4 protein-coding genes are annotated in these 18,681 nt (G+C 69.3%); 1 reads left to right on the forward strand and 3 read right to left on the reverse strand.

Annotation, left to right across the window (positions count from 1 at the left end; genetic code table 11):
- Positions 1–7 precede the first annotated feature (7 nt).
- Entirely contained in the window at positions 8–1,306 is a 1,299-nt protein-coding gene (locus tag DK459_RS17255) for an alpha/beta fold hydrolase (protein WP_024069353.1), read from the forward strand.
- An 84-nt stretch (positions 1,307–1,390) separates the two neighbouring features.
- Here the strand turns inward: DK459_RS17255 and DK459_RS17260 are convergent, their stop codons facing one another.
- From DK459_RS17260 to DK459_RS17270, 3 genes are read right to left on the reverse strand one after another with little or no spacing between them, the layout of a single operon-like run.
- Positions 1,391–2,146 (reverse strand): SapC family protein, encoded by a 756-nt coding sequence (locus DK459_RS17260; RefSeq protein WP_006386319.1) that lies wholly within the window; start codon positions 2,144–2,146, stop codon positions 1,391–1,393.
- A gap of 9 nt (positions 2,147–2,155) precedes the next feature.
- Entirely contained in the window at positions 2,156–16,816 is a 14,661-nt protein-coding gene (locus DK459_RS17265) for a filamentous hemagglutinin N-terminal domain-containing protein (protein WP_110134940.1), read from the reverse strand.
- A 24-nt stretch (positions 16,817–16,840) separates the two neighbouring features.
- Positions 16,841–18,496 carry a ShlB/FhaC/HecB family hemolysin secretion/activation protein gene (locus DK459_RS17270; protein ID WP_006386324.1) on the reverse strand — a complete coding sequence of 552 codons (1,656 nt, stop codon included), beginning with the start codon at positions 18,494–18,496 and terminating at the stop codon, positions 16,841–16,843.
- Positions 18,497–18,681: the final 185 nt, after the last annotated feature.

Genomic DNA, 18,681 nt, shown 5'->3' on the forward strand with positions numbered 1-18,681 from the left:
AAGCGCCATGACCGAGCAAGCCCGCATCACCGTCAGCCCCGAAACGGCGCTGATCGACGTGCCGCGCCAGATCCGCATCGACGGCTTTCCCGCCTACGCCTTCGTCACCGTCACGGCCCGCATGCGGATGAGCGGCGTGCCGTGGCGTTCGCAGGCGGTGTTCATGGCCGGCCACGACGGCAGCCTGGACCTGGCGCGCGACTGCCCCGTGTCCGGCAGCTATGCCGAGCCGTCCGCCATGGGACTGGTGTGGTCGATGACCTGCGAGGAGATGGACCGGGTGGTGTTTCCGCCCGATCGCACCGAGCCGCTGGCGATCGACCTGCACGCCACCGACGGCCGGCATGAGGCCACCGCGCGGCTGGTGCAGACCTTCGTGGCCGAGGGCGTCACGCACCGCGCCGTGCGCGAACAGGTCGGCGGCATGACGCTGTCGGGCGAACTCTACACGCCCGCCGGCCCCGGCCCGCACCCGCTGGTGATCTACATGAACGGCTCGTCCGGCGGCGTCAACGCGCCGCGCGCGGCGCTGTTCGCGGCCCGCGGCTACCAGTGCCTGGCGCTGGCCATTTTCAACTACGACGGCCGGCCCAAGTACCTGAACGACATGCCGCTGGAGTATTTCGAGCAGGCGCTGCGCTGGGCCCGCGCCGAACTCAAGCCGCGCGACGGCTTCGTGGCGCTGTCGGGCATCAGCCGCGGCGGCGAGACCTCATTGCTGGTGGCGTCGCACTATCCCGACCTGGTGAGCGCGGTGGTGGCCTACGTGCCGTCGCCCGTGACGCACGGCGTGGTCAGCGCGGGCGAGCCGGGCACCGGACGCAATGCGCAGGTCTGGCGCAAGGGCGGCGAGCCCTTGCCGCACCTGTGGCAGGACAACGCCAGCGCCGATTGGGAAGCGGCCTACGCCTCGGACCCGCCGTACCGGCAGACCCATGCGTTTCTGAGCGCCAGCCGCGATGCCGCGGCGTTCGAGCGCGCCCGCATTCCGGTTGAACGCTATCCGGGCCCGGTCCTGCTGGTGAGCGCGTCGGATGACGGCTTCTGGCCCAGCACCGCATATTCCGAGATCGTCATGCGCCAGCGCGAGGCGCACGGGCTGCCCACGTCGCATTATGTGTGCAAGGGGGCGGGGCATCACGTGCACTATCCGTGCCTGCCGGCCACGCTGATCAGCAAGCCGCACGCCATGTCGGGCCTGTTGCTGGACGCGGGCGGTACGCCGCCGGCCAACGCGGCCGGCAACGAGGGGTCCTATCGCGCGGTGCTGGAATTCCTGGCGCGCGCGGCCGGGCAAGGCCAGTAATGCACACGGCCCCGACCGGCGAGGCCGGCGGGGCCGTGGGGGCGCGGGTTGGCGCGTGCGCCGGCCCGCGGGCGTTCCGGAAGATCACGCCTCGGCGGCTTCCTCGGCCGCGACCACCGGCTGCACCTGATCGATCAGGCTGGGCCAGGTGTTGATCGACAGCAGGTGGCAATAGACCAGCGGCAGCCAGCCATTGGCGCGCCAGCGCAGGAATTCCGCTTCCGGCAGCTTGTTGAACCTGGCTTCGTCGATCACCTTGAAGCCGGACATGGCCAGGCGCTGGCCGTCGGCCAGGGTGATGTCGGCGCGGTTTTCGACCAGCAGGTCGGCGTCGGCCAGGGCGCGCGCGAATTCCAGCGTGTAGGCGTGCTGGTTCTGGTAGTCGCGGCAGAATTCCAGGGCGCTGCGGGCCAGCGCGGTCGGCTCGCCGGCCTCGTCGAAGAACGGGTTGTCACGGCCCTCGACCACCGCGGCGGCCTTCTCGTCGATACACAGCGTGTACTGGCTGCGGTCTTCGTTCTCCATGAAGATGAAGGGATAGCGGCGCACGTAGGCCGGGATGTAGGTGCCGGGGCGCCATTGGCCCTGCGCGTCGACGAACAGGTTTTCCTGGCCGCGCACGCCCAGCACGGCGACCGGCGTGGGCTGCTCGCCATCGGTGAAGACGATGGGGAAGTGGCGGCACGCGGTCGGCAGCTCGGTGGCCACCAGCGGCACCGCGTTGGTCTTGGCGGCGTAGGCGAAGCCGGTATTGCCGGCCAGCGACAGGTTGGCGTGCACGCCGGCGGCGAGCGGACGGGGTTGTTCGTAGAACAGGGGAAGCGAAGTCTGCGTGGTCATGGTGTTGGATCAGAGAGTACGTGAGGGAGTGTCGGTGTCGCGGCGCGCATCATCGGATGACGGCACGCCTTCGGCGGCGGGGCGCTGCGGATTGGCGCCGGGCGTCTGCAGCACCGGGTTGTTGCCGGCCGGCACGCTCAGGAGCGCATTGTCGCCGGAAGGCAGCTGCCAGGTAAACGCGGAGGCCACGGTCAACACCTGCGGATCGGTGTACGCGCCCAGGGCGTCGGGGCCGAAGCCCTTGGACGGAACCGTGCCCTGGAACAGCGGGTTGGCGGTGGGCGTGGTGGGGATCACCGTGCGCGGCGCCGTCACGGCGGCCAGGCGGTCGATCACGTCCGTCGGGCCCCAGGTGGCGCCGTTCATGTAGTACGGCGCGCCGACCAGCGAACTGCGGACCATGGTGGCGGCCATGGAGCCGGTCTTGCCGCCGATCGCGCCCCACATGTCGGCCGAGCCGGCGTTCGGCACGGTCAGCCCGGCCACGTCCAGCTTGTGGCTCGGATCCGCGTCGTTCAGGCCGATGCGCAGCGCGCCCACGCCGGAGGCCAGCGTCAGCGAGGTCTGCGGGCCGCTCAGGCCGATGGCGGTGATGTCGCCGTTGGTCTGGATGACCGCGTTGCCGCCTTGCAGCTTCGCCGGCGCGCCCAGGTTGATGGGGCCCTGCGTCACCAGCAATTGCGCCGGCAGCGTCAGCCCGGCGCCGCCGGTCTGGGTGAAGCCGGTGGCGGCCCTCACGGTGCTGCCCGCGCCAAAGGACGTGGTGCCGGTCGGGCTGGTATTGGCGATGCGGATCGAACCCGTGTCGGCGGTGACGTTCTTGCCGAACGACAGCGTGTCGCCCGCGATGTCGATGCCGTCCGGGCCGGAGGCGCGCACCGCGCCGTTGTAGCTGGCGGACTTGGCTTCCAGCTGCTGCACGCGGTAGGCGCTGACATCGCCGTTGAACACGATGGTGTCGACGGCGCGCAGGGTCAGCGAACCCAGGCCGGTGGCGTCGCCCGCGACCTGGATGTTCTTGCCGGCGTTGACGTTCAGGTTGTTGCCGTTGCCGCCATCCAGCTTGCTGCCCAGGATCACCGAGCCGGTGTCGCTGGCCAGGTCGCGGTTGCCAGCCAGGGTCACCGCGCCGTTGTAGACCTGGTCGCCGGTGGTGTGCGTCTTGCCCGGACCCATGGTCGTGGCGCCGGAGATGGCCAGGTCGCGCAACGGCGTGGTGGCGCCGACGTCGCCCTGGATATCGGCGTTGCCGACGATGACCAGGCCTTGCTGGCCCGGCTGGGTGCCGTCGACGCCGGCCTTGAGCTGCACGTTGGCGCCGGTCAGGGTGGTGTCCACGCCGCTCAGGATGACGTGCTGGCCGTATTGCTGCGTGCCGGTGGTGTCCACCGAGCCGCCGTTGATCAGCACGTCGCCATTGCCGCCGGTCTGCACCGAGGCGGCGCGCACCGGGCCGTCCAGCACGATGTCGCCGGCGGCGCTGACCTTCAGGTCGCCCAGGCGCGAGCCCTGGCCGACCGGGCCGGAGAAGGTCACTTCGCCTTGATTGGCGACGACCGTCAGGCCGTGGCCGCCATCGACCGCGCGGTCGAAGCCGATGTCGCCCTGGCGGCTGGTCACCGAGACGTTGCCGCCCACGGTCACATTGCCCTGGTACGACTGTTCGCCGTCGGTGACGATGCTGCCGGCGCCCAGCGTGGCGTTGCCCGTGACCGTCAGGCTGGCCAGCGGATCATTGGCGCCCAGCGGTCCCTTGAGCACGGCATTGCCGTCGATTGTCAGGTCGTGCTTGCCGTCGCCGCCGCCCAGCAGGCTGACGGTGCTGCCCTTGAGCACGGTGTCGGTGCTGAACACGGCGCGTTCGCCATAGGACTGCGTGCCGGTGGTGTCGATCAGGCCGCCGTTGATGGCCAAGGTGCCGCCCGCGTCGGTGTTGACCGACGCGGCGTACACGGCCTTCTCGAAGGTGGTGGCGCCGTTGCTGTTGACGGCCAGGGCGCCCAGGCGGCCGGTGGCGGCGTCGCCGACCTGTTCGGCAAAGCGCACGTCGCCGCTGCCGCTGCTGACCGTCAGGCCGCTGCCGTTGCCGCTGGTGACCGTATCGTTGAAGGTCACCTTGGCGTCGGCGGTGCTCAGTTGCGCATTGCCGGACAGTTCGACCTTGCCCAGGTAGGACTGTTCGCCCACCGTCTTGAGCGGGCCGCCGCCGAGCGTCGCGTCGCCGTCGACGGTCAGATAGGCCAGGCGGCCATTGGCGCCGGCGCCCACCGGGCCGTTGATCGTGGCCGGACCTTCGATGGTCAGGCCCTGGCCCTCGTCGGTCGAGTTCGCGCCGCCGGCCAGGGTGACGCTGGCGCCCTTGAGCGTGACGTTGCCGCCCAGCGTGACCAGCTCGCCGAATCGCATGACGCCAGTGGTGTCGACGCGCTCGCCCGTGATGGTCACGGCGCCCGGGTCGTCGGTCTGCACCGATGCCGCGTAGACCGAACCATTGAAGGCGGTCGTGCCGGCCGTGTCGACCGTCAGGCTGCCCAGGCGTTGCGTGGCGCTGCCGACCGCGTCGAAGCTGACGTCGCCGCCGGCCGTGGACACGACGTGCAGGTCATGCGTGCCGTCCAGCGCGCCGTCGAAGGCTACGCCGCCGGTGGTGGCGCTCAGCGTGTGATCGCCGCTCAGCGTCACGGCGCCCTTGTAGCGCTGGTTGCCGGTGGTGGCGATGCTGCCCGCATTGAGCGTGGCGGCGCCGTCCAGCGTCAGGCTGGCCAGCTTGGTGGTGGCGCCGATGGCGCCGGTCAGCAGGGCCGTGCCGTCGATTTCCAGCGCATAGGCGCCGTCGGCGCCGTTGGCCAGCGTGACGGTGGTGCCGGTCAGCACCGCATCGTCGCCCAGCGTTACGTGGCCGACGTAGGTCTGCGTGCCGCTGCTGGTGACGCTGCCGCCGTTGATGGCCGTGCCGCCGGTGCCCGCCTGGTTGAGCGAGGCGATGTCGACCGCGCCGCCGTAGGTGGTGGTGCCGCTGCTGGTGACGGTCAGCGCGTTGGCGCCCGACACGGCGCCCGTGAAGGCGACCGCGCCGCTGCCGGTGGTCACGCTCACGGTGCTGGCCAGCGTGGTGGCGCCGTCGACGCCGAAGGCGCCGTTGGCGGTGGTGTACGCGCCGCGCAGCGTGGTGGCGCCGTTGTACTGCTGGGCGCCGGTGGTGGCGACCTGGCGCAGGTCGATGTTGTTGCCGGTGATGGTCAGGCTGGCCAGGTTGGAGGCATTGCCGCCCAGCGTGACGTCGCCGTCGTCGGCCACGATCACGGCCTGCTGCGCGCCGCCGTTCAGCGCGCCCGAGAGGGCGACGCCGCCGTTGGCGCCGTTGGCCGTCAGGGTGCGCTTGCCGCCGGCCAGCGTGGCGTTGCCGGTGATGCCGATGGCGCTGCCGGTCAGGTCGCCGTTGAGGGTGACGTTGCCGGTGTAGGTCTGGCTGCCGCTGGTGTTGGCGGCGGCCATGGCGATGGCCGCGCCGCTCACGGACAGGTCATGCGCGTCGGCGCTGGCGATATCGTGGCTGACGGTGACGTTGCCGGCGGTGGAGGCCAGCGCGACGTCGCCGCGGTTGCCGGCCGACAGGCCGACCGTGCTCGCCAGGTTGCCGGCGGAGGCGATGCCGATGTTGCCGTCAGCCGTCGCGACGCGGCCCAGCGTCAACGGACCGGAGGCGTCCACATAGATGTCGCCGCTGCCCAGGACATTGGCCTTGAGATTGCGGGCCGACGTGGTGAAGTGGTCGGCCTGGGTGCCGATGCCGGTCTTGCTGGTCAGGTCCAGGCTGTTGGCCGTGAGGGTGTTGTCCAGCCCCAGCAGCGAGCCCTCGGCGGCGCTCAGGATCACGGTGCCGCTGGCGGCGCCGGCGTTGACGATGCCGATCTCTAAATCGCCATGCTGCGAGGTCAGCGCGATGGTGCGGTTGCTGCCGACGGCGGTGGCCGAGGCGTTCAGCGAGCCGGTGGCCGTGGCGCTGATGTCGCCGTTGGCGGCGCTCAGCGACGCGTCGAGCGCGCCGGTGTTGGTCAGCGTCAGGTTGGCCGGCGTGCTGGTGCCGGTCAAGCTGGCCCCGATGGTGCGGGCTTCGGTCACCAGCGTGGTGTTGCCGCCCGCGGCGCCGCTGCTGAAATTCAGCGTGGTGCCCTTGACGTTGATCGTGCGCGGCGTGGCGCCGGCGGCCACCACGTCCTGCGTGCCCTTGAGCGTGATGGTGCCGTTGGCCTGTACGCCGGCGCTGGCCAGCGTCAGCTTGCCGCCCGAGGACAGCAGCAGGTTGGCGGCGGTGTTCGACATGCCGCCGCTGGCGTCCAGATCGCCGGCCGTGGTCAGGTAGACCGAGCTGATGGCGCCGCTCTGCTGGATGTTGCCGCTGTTGGCGCTGAGCGCACGCGTGCCGATGTTGTTGACCACGATGACCGCGCCGTCGGCGGCGGTCGACAGGTTGCCCAGGGCGCCGAGGTTGGTGCGCAGCGCGATGCCGCCCGAGCCATTGCCCGGGTAGGCGGCCGAGCCGATGCTGCCGCCGGCGACGGCTGTCAGCGTGTTGCCCAGGACCAGGTTGTTGGCCACCGCGCCCAGGATGGAGCCGGCCGCATTCAGGCTGATGTCGCCGCCCGCCGAGGCGTCGATCGTGTTCACCGACAGGTCGCCGCTGGTGGTGGCGATCGAGATGTTGTTGCTGGCCGAGCCGTTGCGGCTGATGGCGCTGGTGACCAGGGTGGAGCCGGCGGTGGTGATGCCGATCGCGCCGTTCTGGGTGATGACCGACGCCAGCGTGGTGCCGGCCGCGCGGTTGTCGTTCAGGTAGATCGAGCCCGCGCCGGTGACTTCGGCGGTGATGTTGGCGGCGGTCGTCTGCAGGTTGTCGGGCGAGCCGGCGGCGCCGCCGATGCCCGCGCCGGCCTTGAGCACAACGTTGTTGCCGATGATGCGCGTGGAGTCCTCGCGGTCGTCGACGATGGTGCTGCCCGTCTTGCTGAAGTCGATGTTGACGCTGCCGGCGCCGGCGTCGATGTTGCCGGCCACCAACTGGCTGTTGGCGCCGTTGCCGGTGATCTTGATCGCGCCATTGGACGAGATCGCGTTGGCGATCTGCAGATTGCCGGCGGCGGCGATGTCGATGATGTTGCCCGACAGGTAGGAGTAGACGGAGTTGTTGTCCGCCGCCAGGTACATGCCGCCGCTGGTGGTGGCTTCGACGCGCTGGCCGGTGGCGTTGATGCGGCCGTTGCTGGCGCCGATGGCGTTGGCGGCGTTGAGCGCCACGCCGTAGGCCTTGACGGTGGCGCCGGCCGCGTCGGCCAGGATCGAACCGTTCTCGGCGTTGAGCGTGACCTGGCCGTGGTTGGCGCCGGCCTGCACGTTCTTGACCGTGATGTTGCCCGAGGTGGTCTTGACCGAGATGTCGTTGCCGGTGGCGTCGGTGCCCGAGGTGACGCTGGTCAGCGCCAGGCTGCCGTTGCCGGTGATGCGCGTCTCGCCATTGGCGACCGAGGTCGTCAGGCCGCCCAGCAGGTTGCCGCTGCTCTCCAGGTAGAGCGAGCCGTCGCCGGTGACGGTGGCCGACACCGGGCTGTTGGGCGCGGCGATCTTGATGGCCGCGTCGCGCGTGCCGATGCCGTTCTGCGCGGACAGCGTGATGGCGCCGGCGCCCGCGCCCGAGAGCGTGCCGCCGCCGTACAGGATGCTGCCGGTCTGGGCGTTCAGGGTCAGGGCGTTGCCGGTGCCGTAGCTGACCGTGCCGACCAGGATGTCGCCGGTGGTGGTGGTGACCGACAGGTCGCCGCCCGCGCGCAGGTTGCCCAGGTTGATCGAGCCGTTCTGCTTGAGCCAGATGCCGCCCGAGGCGGTGGCGGCGATGTTCTTGACCTGCGTGCTCAGCGCCAGGCCGGCCGAGCCGATGGTGTTGGGCGTGTCGCCCGTGCCGGTGGACAGCGTCAGGTCGCCCGCCACGATCTTGGACGAGCCGTTCATGCCCTGGATGGAGCCGCCCGTGTAGTAGTACGGGTTGGTCGACAGCGTTACCGAGCCGTTCTGCGTGACGTCGATGTCGTGCAGGTTGATCGCGCCCACGGCCTGGTAGGTGAAGTTCAGGCCGGTGGTGTCGCGCACCACGGTCAGCGCGGTGGCGTTGTTGGAGTCGCCGCCGCTGAACGTCAGGTTCTTGGCGTCGATGGTCAACATGCCCGCGCTGCCCAGGTTCGAGCCCTGCGCGTTGTTGCGGATGATGGTCAGGTCGGACAGGTCGGCCAGGTTGTCGACGTAGATGCTGCCCGGCGTGGCCATGGTCAGCTTCTCGGTGTTCAGGTGCAGGCGGGCCGAGTTCGACGCGCCGATCGAGGTGCCCGTGCCGTAGTTGGCCGTCAGGTTGACGCTCTTGCCGGTGACCAGGTTGCTGTTGTTGGCGCCGACGATGCTGCCGCGCGCGGTCGACAGGGTGACCGCGCCGTCTGTGGACGTGATGGTGCCCACGGTCAGGTTGCGGCCGTTGTTGGCGGTGTCGGCGCTCAGGGTGATATCACCGGCGCCGGAGGCCGAGGCCACCTGCAGGCCATAGGCTTCCGTCAGCGCGATGCTGCCATCGGCGCGGTCGGTCTTGGTGGCGCTGAGGTTGACCGTGGTGGTGCCGTTGGCCAGCGCGGTGGTGCGAATGGCGCTCTTGTTGCCGATCGAGCCATTGGCCGTCAGGTTGACGGTGGTGGCGTTGTTGATCGTGCCGCTCAGGATCGAGCCGCCGGTGTTGTTGACGGTGAAGGCGTTGCCGTTGGTGTTGACCGTGCCCAGCTCGATGTCGCCGGTGGTGTTGCTGACCGAGCTGGCGCCCGTCGAGACCAGGCTCGGCAGGCTGGTGTTGCCTTCCACCGTGATGTACGCGCCGCCGCCATTGGCGCGGCCGTTCAGCGTGCTGACGCGGGTGTCGATGGCGTTGCCGGCGCCGGCCGCGCCGATGGCGTTGTTGGCCGTCAGGGTCAGGGCCGCCGCGTCGATCTTGGTGGTGCTGTCGCCGTCGCCCAGCAGCGAGCCGCCGCGCGAGGTCAGCGTGACGTTGTCGTTGCCGACATTGATCTTGCCGACCGTGATGGTGCGGTCGCTGGTGACGCTGAGGTTCAGGCCGCCCTGGTCGATCACTTGGCTCAGCACCAGGCCGGCGCTGCTGCCGCTGCCGCCGTCGGTGGCCTGGAATCCGATGTTGCCGCCGTCGCGGGTGGGCGAATTGATGCCGTAGCTGCGCGCGGCATTGCCGGTGGAGTACAGCGTCAGCGAATCGATGTGCGTGTCGGAATCGACGTAGACGTCGCCGGCGTTCTGGATGCTGACGATCGGCGCCGACAGGTTGATTTCGCGGCCGACCGCGCCGATGGCGCCCGAGCCCTGGGTGGTGATGTTGACCTGCGCGGCGGTGATGCGCTGGCTGTCGTCGGCGCTGCCCAGGATGCTGTTGTTGCTGGACAGGCGCACCGTGCCGGTTGGCTGCGTGTCGATGATGCCGATGTCCTGGCCGACGTTGCTCGACAGCATCAGGTTCAGGCCGGTGTTGTCGCGCACCTGGTTGACCTGCAGGCGGCTGCCGTTGTGGGCCACGTCGAACAGCAGTTCGTTCGACTGGATCTGGTAGGTCGCGGGCGCGCTGCCGGTGGCGTACAGCGACAGGCTGGCCAGGTCGCGGTCATTGTCCACGTAGACGTCGCTGCCGGCGGTGAGGTAGAGCTCGCTGGTGGTGGTGTGGATCGAGCCCGAGTCGTCGCCGGAAGCGACGCCGATCTGGCCGCTGGTACGCAGCGTGACCACGTCGCCAGTGATGTGCGAAGTCGGCGACAGGTTCAGGATATTGGCCCCCGAGCCATAGGCGTCCAGGCTCACGGTGTTGGCCGGGCCGACGTCGACGTTGCCGACGTACAGCGTGCGGTCACCGCCGAACGAGAAGTTCAGGCCGGTCAGGTCGCTGACCTCGGTCATGGCATAGGCGCCGGCGTCCGTGACATTGAACGTCAGGCCCTTGGCCGCGACCTGCAGCACGTTGTCCACTGCGCTGTTGGCGTGGTTGGCGGTGATGTTCAGCGAGAACAGGTCGCTGGCGTTGTTGACGTACAGGTTGCCGCCCGATTGCGTAGTCAGCTGGCGCGTGTCGGTCTGCACCGCGTTGCCGGCGCCACCGATGGACTGCGCGGCGGTCAGTGTCAGCGCCGGGGTGACGAAGCGGCCGGCGCCCTGCGTGATCGAACCGTTGGTCACGTTGACCTGGGCCGAGCTGGTGGCGCTGTTGTCCAGCAGCGTCAGGCTCTTGTTGTTCGACACCCACAGGCTGCCGCGGATGTTCGAGGACAGTGAGTCGACACTGACGAACAGCGGCTGGTTGGTGGCGTAGGTGCCCGTCACCGAGCTGGCGTTGAGCGTCAGCGCGCCAGTGGTGATATTCGGCGCGCTGGCGCCGTTGCCGTAGATGGTGCCGTTGCTGGCCAGAGTGACCGAGCCGCCGGCGGCGGTGGTGACCTTGTTGACGGTCAGCGCGCGGTCCGACGAGATCGACAGTGCCAGGTTGTCGGTATTGATGATGTTGCTGAGTGTCAGGCCCGAGACGTCGGTCGAATCATTCAGCGAGAACTCCGTCATGCCGGTGGCGCTGATGGCGTAGGTGTTGACGACCGCGCCGTTGGAACTGCTGTGATTGGCCGTCAATGACAGCGAATCGAGCTGCTTGTCGTTAGCCACGTTCACATTGCCAGCGGAGGCGATCGACAGGTTGGACGTGCTGGTCTTGGCAAAAACGCTGCCGTTGGTGCCCAGGGCGCTCAGGCTGACGCTGTTGCCGGTGATCAGGCCCGAGCCGCCGATGCTGGGGGCCAGGTCGCTGTTGACGTAGCGCGTGGTCAGCGACACCGAGCCGCTGCCGGCGTTGATGGTGTTCGAGGTGATCGCGGTGTCGGTGTTGATGGTCAGCGCCGCGCCCTGCATGTTGGCGCCGATCGTCATGTTGGTGCCGCTACCCAGCGACAGCGACTGCCCGCCCATGCCGGCGAAGGCATAGCTGTTGGTGTCGTAGTTGACGCTGCTGCCGGCGTCGCGGCGCGACAGGTACAGGTTCAGGCTGCTGAGCGCCTGGCCGCCGTTGTTCAGGTTGATGTCGCCGTTGTTGGTGACCGCCAGGTTGCTGGTGGTCACGCGCAGCGCCCGGGCGCCGGCGCCGATGGCGCCGGTATTGGCGTCGCGGGCGGTATAGCTGTCCGAGCCGGTGGCCGATAGCGTGACGCTGTTGGCCGTGATGCGGCCGGCGCCGCCATCGCTGGTGATGCTGGAGTTGACGCCGCCGCCGGTCGTGGCCAGGTTGACCGAATTGGTGGCGGTGATCGTGCCGGCCTGGATGTTCTTGCGGCCGCTGAAGCTGAAGTCGGTCAGGCCGCCGGTGACCTGTTCGAGGTACTGGGTGGTGCCGTCGTCGCTGATGCGGATGGTCTGGCCGGCGCCGCCGCCGATCTCGAAAGTGCTGGCGCTGCCGGCGGCCTTCAGGCTGTTGATGGCCAGGCTGCGCAGCACGGTGTCGCTGCTGACGTAGAAGTGGTTGCCGGCGGTCAGGCTGAGCGCCGACGTGCCGTTCAGGACCAGCCCGCCGCCCGTGACCGACGAGCCGATGGAGCCGCCGGTGCCCGCCGTCAGCGCCACGGTCGAGGCGCGGATGGCGCCGCTGTTGGCCGGATCGTCGTTGCTGATGTTCTGGTTCGAGGTCAGGCTGACCTTGCCGTTGGCGCCCGCGTCGATGCTGCCGACCAGCAGGTTCTTGCTGTTGGCGGTGAAGCCGAAGTCCAGGTTGGTGGCGCTGGCGATGTTCTTCAGGTGGATGCCGCTGGCGTCATCCGTCACGGTGAACGCCGTCAGGTTCGGCGCGGTGATCGCATAGGTGGCGTTGGCCGTGCCGTTGCGGGTGATGTTCAGGCGCGTCAGGCCGACCAGGTTGTCGACGGCGATGCCGCCGCCGCTGGCGAGGCTGACGTCCGGGGCCTGCAGGGTCAGCGCGGCGCCCGTCGCGCCAATGCTGCCGCCGGCCGCCAGCGCGATGCTGCTGGCGCGGATCTGCGTGGCGGCGTCGCCGTCGTCCAGCAGCGAACCGCCGGTGTTGGCCAGGGTGGCCGCGCCGGCGGCGCTCAGGCTGCCGATCGTGGTGTTGCCCGACGCCTGGGTGTAGCCGATCTGGCCGCTGCCGGCCTCCAGCCGCGTCAGCTTGATGTTGCCGGTGGTGCCGTTCAGGTAGACGTCGGTGCCGGCGGTGGCCTGCACGCTGGCCTGGCCGCTGCCGCCCACGCCGATGTAGCGCAGGCTGCCGTTGTACACGCCGCCGATGGCGCCGGCGGCGGTCAGCAGGATGTCATTGCCGCCCGCGTACACGTTGCCGGTGCCGTTGCCGAACAGCGAGCCGTTGGCCACGTTCAGGGCGACCGCGCCGTTCCAGCTGCGCACGGTGCCGGACAGCAGCGCGTCGCCCTGGCGCGTGTCGATGCGCACGTCGTCGGTGGCGGTGATGTTGTTCAGCGTGACGGTGCCGGTGGTGTTGGACGAACCGGTGGGGTGGGGCAGCTGGACGTAGAAGCCGCCATTGCCCGCCGAGCCGCTCAGGCTGCCGGCGATGATGTCCAGGTAGCCCGCGCCGCTGGCGCCGACCGCCTTGCCGGCGATCAGGTTGACCGCGTTGGCCAGCAGGCGGGTCTGCTTGTTGCCGTCGTCGCGGATGTCGCCGGCGGCGTTCAGGGTGATGCTGCCGCTGTAGCCGGCGTCGATGCTGCCAGCCGTGATGTCGCGGTCGCTGGTGAAACTGAAGTTCACCGAGTTGGCGTCGCGCACTTCGCGGATGGTGTGGCCGCTGGCGTCGTCGGTGATGTTGAACAGCAGCGACGGCGCGCGCACGTCCAGCACGTAGTGGTCGTCCGCGCTCTTGTGGCGGGCGGTCACCGACAGCGAGTTGAGGTCGGCGATGTTGGTGGCATACAGGTTGCCGCGCGTGTCCAGCGACAGGCTGGGCGCGTTGACCGCCACGTAGTTGGCGGCGGTGCCGATGTCCTGGTTGGCCGTCAGGCTGACGTTGCTGGCGGTGACGCGCGTATCGGCGATGCCGTCGTCCAGGATGCTGCCCAGGGTCGAGGTCAGCGTGATGACGCTGCCGGCGCGCAGGTTGCCCAGCTTCAGGCTCTGGTCGCCGGTGAAAGAGAACTGGTTCAGCAGCGAGCTGTAGACCTGGCGCAGCTCGTAGGCGTTGCCCAGGTTGTCATTGATATCGAAGGTCAGGAACGGCGCGGCCACCTGCAGCGTGTTGCGGCGGGCCGGGTCGGCGTGGGAATTGCTGATCGCCAGGTAGGTCAGCGTCTTGCCCGGGTTGTCGATGAAGATGTCGCCGCCGCTGCCCAGCGTCAGGCTGGTGGTGGCGGTGGTGAGGTGTTCGCTGGCCGTGCCCAGGTGTTGCAGGGCCTGCAGGTTGACGCTGCTGCCCGCCAGCACGCTGTTGGCATTGGCGCGCAGGACGCTGCCGCCCTGGGCGTTGAGCGAGAGCGTGCCGTTGCCGGCGTCCAGCTGGTTGGCCGTCAGGTTGGCGACGCCGGTCACATAGATGCCGTTGTTGGCCTTCAGGTCGTCCAGCAGCACCGAGCCCTGGGCCTGGTTCAGGAAGATGCTGCCGCCGGTGGCGTGCAGTTCGCCGGCGGCGGTGCGCAGGTAGGTGCCCGCGGTGCCGACGGTGTACGAGGTGTTGGAGGCCGGGGCCAGCAGGGTGACGACGTTGCCGGTGATCAGCGAGGCCGAGGTGCCGGTGATGCTGCCGGCGCGCGCGGTCAGCGTGACGTTGCCGCTGCCCGCGTTGACCTGGCCGGCGTTGATGCTGTTGCCGGTCAGGTTGACGGCGCCGCCGCCCGAGCTGACGTTGTTGGCCGAGACGCTGCCGGCGCCAGTGATGGTGATGGCGGCGTTGGCGGCCTGCGCCTGGGTGATGTTCAGGTTGCTGCTGGTGCTGTCCAGGTACACGCCGCCGCTCGAGACGGCGGACAGGCTGCTGGCGCTGGTCTTCAGGCTGCGTGCGCCGGTGCCGATGGTGCCGTTCGCCGCCGCCAGCGTCAGCGAGGACGTGGCGATCGTGGTGGCGTCGACGCCGTCGTCCACGATGTTGCCCAGGGCCGACGTCAGGACGGCGGACGCGCCGGTCTTGATATCGCCCAGGGTCAGGTTGCCCGTGGTCGTGGCGACCAGGCTGCCGGTGGTGTCGATGGCCTTCAGGATCGCCGAACCGGTGTTGTTCAGGTAGACGCCGCCGGTGCCGCTGGTGGCGGTCAGCGAGGCGGTCTGGGTGTTCAGCCCCTGGGCAGACGAGCCGATCGCGCCGCTCCTGCCGTCGCTGCCGGCGGCGCTCAGCGTGATGAAGCCCGCCTTCAGCAACGAGGTGGGCGTGCCCAGGATGTGGCCGGCCGTCGAGGTCAGCGCCAGCGCGCCGCTGCCCAGGTCGATGTTGCCCGCGGTGATGGTGCGGTCGCCGGTGAACGAGAAGTTCAGGCCCGGCTGCGTGACCGTGCTCAGCTGGTAGCTGCCGTTGTCCTGCAGCGCGAAAGCCAGGTCGGGCGAGGTCAGCTGGAAGCTGTTGTTGACGCCCGGTTGCGCGTGGCGGCTGGTGATGTCCAGCGACGTCAGCGTCTGGCGGTTGGCCACGGCCAGGTTGCCGCCGGTCGCAAGCGACAACTGGGCCGTGCGGGTGTTGACCGCCGCGGCCGGATCGCCGATGTTGCCGCCGCTGGCGTCCAGCTTGACGCTGCCGCCGGCCACGACCTGGTTGGCGCCGCCGGTGTTGCGGATCGAGCCGGCGCTGGTGCGGACCAGCGCCGCGCCGCTGCCGGCGTCGATGACGTTGGCCAGGTTGATGTCGCCGGTGGCGTTCAGCGTGATCGCGCCGCCGCGGCTGGTCAGCTTGCCGATGTTGTCCAGCGTGCTGCCCACGCCCAGCGCTTCCAGCGTGATGGAGCCGCCCTGGGTGCTGATCTCGGTGTTCGCGTTCTCGAAGCGGATGCCGCCCGTCTGGGTCGAGCGCATCGTGAAGCTGTGGCCGCTGGTGGTCTTCAGGTTGATCGCGGCCATGTCCGCGACCGTGATCTGGCCGGTGGCTTCCAGCTTGATGTTGGTGGTGCCGGCCAGGCTTTCCAGCAGGCCGCGCGACACGGTGTTGTTGGCGGTGTTGGCGTCGCCGCCGTTGATGGTGCCGTCGCCGGCCGCGCCGTCCTGCGAGCCGCTGCCGCTGGCGGAATCGACGATGCGCAGGTCGGTCGGGTCGATCAGCAGCAGGCCGGTCTTGCCCTTGGGCGCGCGCAGGTCGGCCGAGCCGGTCAGGCCGATGTTCTTGTTGCTGGAGACTTCGGCGAAGCCGCCATCGCCGCCTTGCGCGCCGCCGCGCGCCGACAGGCTGCCGGCAAACGCCGTGGCGTCGTTGGACCACATCGTCACGTTGCCGCCCTTGCCGTTGACCAGCGCGTCGGCCTTGAGGCTGGCGCCCGCCGCCACCTTGACGGTGGACGACTTGCCGCTGAACGCGGCCGAGCCGTCGTCGGGCGCGACGCCCTGGCTGCCCAGCGCGATCTCGCCGCCGCCGGCCGCGCCGGACACGTCGATGGCGGCGCCGCGCGCCACGTTGACGTGTTCGCCGGTTACCACCACCTTGCCGCCACGCTCGCCGGCGTTGGCGCCGGTGGCCTCGACCGTGCCCGCCACATTGACCGTGCCGGCGTCGCCGCCCGACAGCACGATCTTGCCGTTCTGCGTGCCCACCGCCTTGGCGCTGACGATGCCGTCGGTGTTGACCACGTTGTCGATCACGCCCTTGACCGCGCGCGCCGTCATCAGGACCGTGCCGCCGTCGGCGCGGATCACGCCGTTGTTGGCGACCAGGGCCGAGACCGGTTTGCCATCGGCGTCCTTGGGCAGCTCGCTGACGGCCGAGGTGGCGTCAAAGCTCAGCAGGCCGTCGCCGTGGAAGTCGACCGTGACGGTCTTGGCGCCGGCCAGGGCCACGCGGCCCAGCTTGGCCTCGATCACGCCCGAGTTGCGCACGGCAGGCGCCACCAGCACCGCCAGGCCGCTGTCCTTGATGCTGATCGTGCCTTCGTTGACGATCATGGCGTTGGCCTTGGACGACGGCTTATCGAACTTGTACTTGCCGGCCAGGAAGTCCTTGTCGCTGATGTTGGCGGTGGTGGCGACCAGGCCGCCCACGTCGATGCGGGCGCCCTTGCCGAACAGCACGCCGTTCGGGTTGACCAGCATCACCGTGCCGTTGGCGTTCAGGCGGCCGAAGATGGCCGACGGATCGTTGCCGACCACCCGGTTCAGCGTGATGCTGTTGCTGCCCGGCTGGCGGAAATTGACCGTCTCGTTGGCGCCGATGCTGAAGTCTTTCCAGTTGATGATCGCCTTGCCGGTCGACTGGTTGATGTCCAGCGTGCCGTTGCCGCGGTCATTGATGGTCGCGCCGCCGGCCACGACGTTGCTGCCGGTGGGGTTGGCGTGGGCGCCGCCGGAGACCAGCGAGCCGATCACCATCGCCATGGTGGTGAGCGCGGGCAGGGGCGGGGCCTTCAGGGACTGGCGGCGGGCGGATTGGGCGAGGATGCGGGATTGACGATTCATGGTCGGTCGCTTTTCTGTCGCGGATTAGTACTGGGCCGAGAGGCTGAAGAACACGCGGGGATCCTTGTTGCCCTGGGTCAGGACGTCGCTGCTCATGGGCTTGGCCACTTCGATCGTGGCGTACAGGTTCTTGGTCAGGTTGGCGCGCATGCCGGCGCCATACGAGGAAAGCTTGGCGCGCGTCAGCGGGGCGCTTTCGCTGCGCGACCAGATGTGGCCGCCGTCCACGAACGTGTAGACGTGCGCGCCCTGCGGCAGGAAACGGTCGCTCGACACGGCGTAGCGCAGTTCCAGCGAGGCCGCCACGCCCGAGTCCGCGGACATTTCGCCGTCGTCGTAGCCGCGGCCGAAGTTGGGGCCGCCCAGGGCGAATTCCTCGCTGGCCAGCAGCGGGCTGGCGCTGTACTGGCCGGCAAAGGTGGCCACCAGGCTGAAGCGGTCGGACAGCTGCTGCAGGCGGGTCAGTTCGGCCGTCAGTTTCAGGAAGTCGGGGCGGCCCTTGGCGCGCGAGGCCAGCTCATTGCCTTCCTGTGAGGCGCCCATGGCGTCCAGGCCCTGGTGCACGGTGCCGCGCACGGCGGTGATCCCGTTCCAGCTGTCGGTGCGGTCATAGCTCAGGCCGGCGCGCAGCACCCGCAGGCGGTCGCGCGTGAAGGGAATGCCGGTGATGTCGGTGGTGACGTTGCGCACGTCCAGCATGCCGAACGCGCGCAGGTTTTCCAGGCGCGAGCGGATCACCGGATAGGTGACGGTGGCCGAATACGCCTGCACGTCGCTGGCGACGTTCAGGGGAGCCAGTTCGCGGCCCGGTTCGCTCTTGGCGTAGCTGGCCGCGACGTCGACCGTCATGCCGCTGTCGCTGACCAGCATGTCGTAATTGGCGCCCACGGCTTTGCTGCGGTAGGCCGGAAAGCCCACCCTGCCGGTCAGGGTGAGGCTGTCGGCGCGCCCGCCGAACGAGTTCAGCGTGACCTGGCCGGTCATTTCGCTCCAGCCCAGGTAGGGCGAGGCGCGGTTGTCGATGCCCAGGCGCGCATCGACCGGCTTGCGCTCGCTGCGCACCACCAGCACCGAGCCGCCCACTTCCTTGGGCGAGGCCTCCAGCGAGGCGCGCACGGTCAGGCCGTTCAGGTCGTTGGCCAGCAGCAGCTGGCGCTCGACTTCCGCCACGTTGATGGGACGCACGCCGCGCAGGCGCTGCACCAGTTTTTCGACCGCCGCCTGCGCCGGGCCGATGTCGCCGTCGTACTTCACGTCGGAGATGTAGCCCTCGACCACCATGATGCGGAACTGGCCGCCTTCGATCGTCTGCGCCGGCACGATCACGCGCGTGGTGACGTAGCCGTCGTTGCGGTAGCGCAGCTCGATGTCGCTGGCCACCTTGAAAGCGTCCGCCACGGTGATGGTCTTGCCGACCAGGTCCTGGTAGAGCGGGCGCAGCGTGTCGGCGGGGTAGCGGGTCACCCCTTCGACACGCATGTCGGTCAGCGTGAACGTCAGCTTGTCCGCGCCGGCGGGCGCTTCGGTCGCGCCACCTTGCTGCACCGTCACCGGTGGCGCGGTGGGCGTGCTTTCGGGCATGACCGGCTGAGGCAGCTGGCGGCCCGGCTCGGCGCCCGAAGGCAGGTGAAGCTGCACGTTCTGCGCCGCCACGGGGCCGGCGGCTAACGCCAGCAGCACGGCGGCAACGCCGGCGCGCAGGGAGGAAGGAGGCTGGCGGAACAGGGCGGGGCGGCGGAGTGGAATAGGGCGGCGCATGGATGCTTGGGTGATAATTCGTTACATTCAGGCTTAAATGAAGCTATTTGATATATTTCGTAAACATCAAAAAACAAAATTTCTAAAGTTCTTTACAACTGTGGGGC

The organism is Achromobacter sp. RW408 (assembly GCF_003184165.1).
GTDB classification, from domain to species: Bacteria; Pseudomonadota; Gammaproteobacteria; order Burkholderiales; family Burkholderiaceae_B; genus Achromobacter; species Achromobacter xylosoxidans.

Coding starts and splice junctions, on each gene's coding strand:
- DK459_RS17255 (WP_024069353.1), top strand. CDS start 8: ATGACCGAGCAAGCCCGCATCACCGTCAGCCCCGAAACGGCGCTGATC.
- DK459_RS17260 (WP_006386319.1), bottom strand. CDS start 2,146: ATGACCACGCAGACTTCGCTTCCCCTGTTCTACGAACAACCCCGTCCG.
- DK459_RS17265 (WP_110134940.1), bottom strand. CDS start 16,816: ATGAATCGTCAATCCCGCATCCTCGCCCAATCCGCCCGCCGCCAGTCC.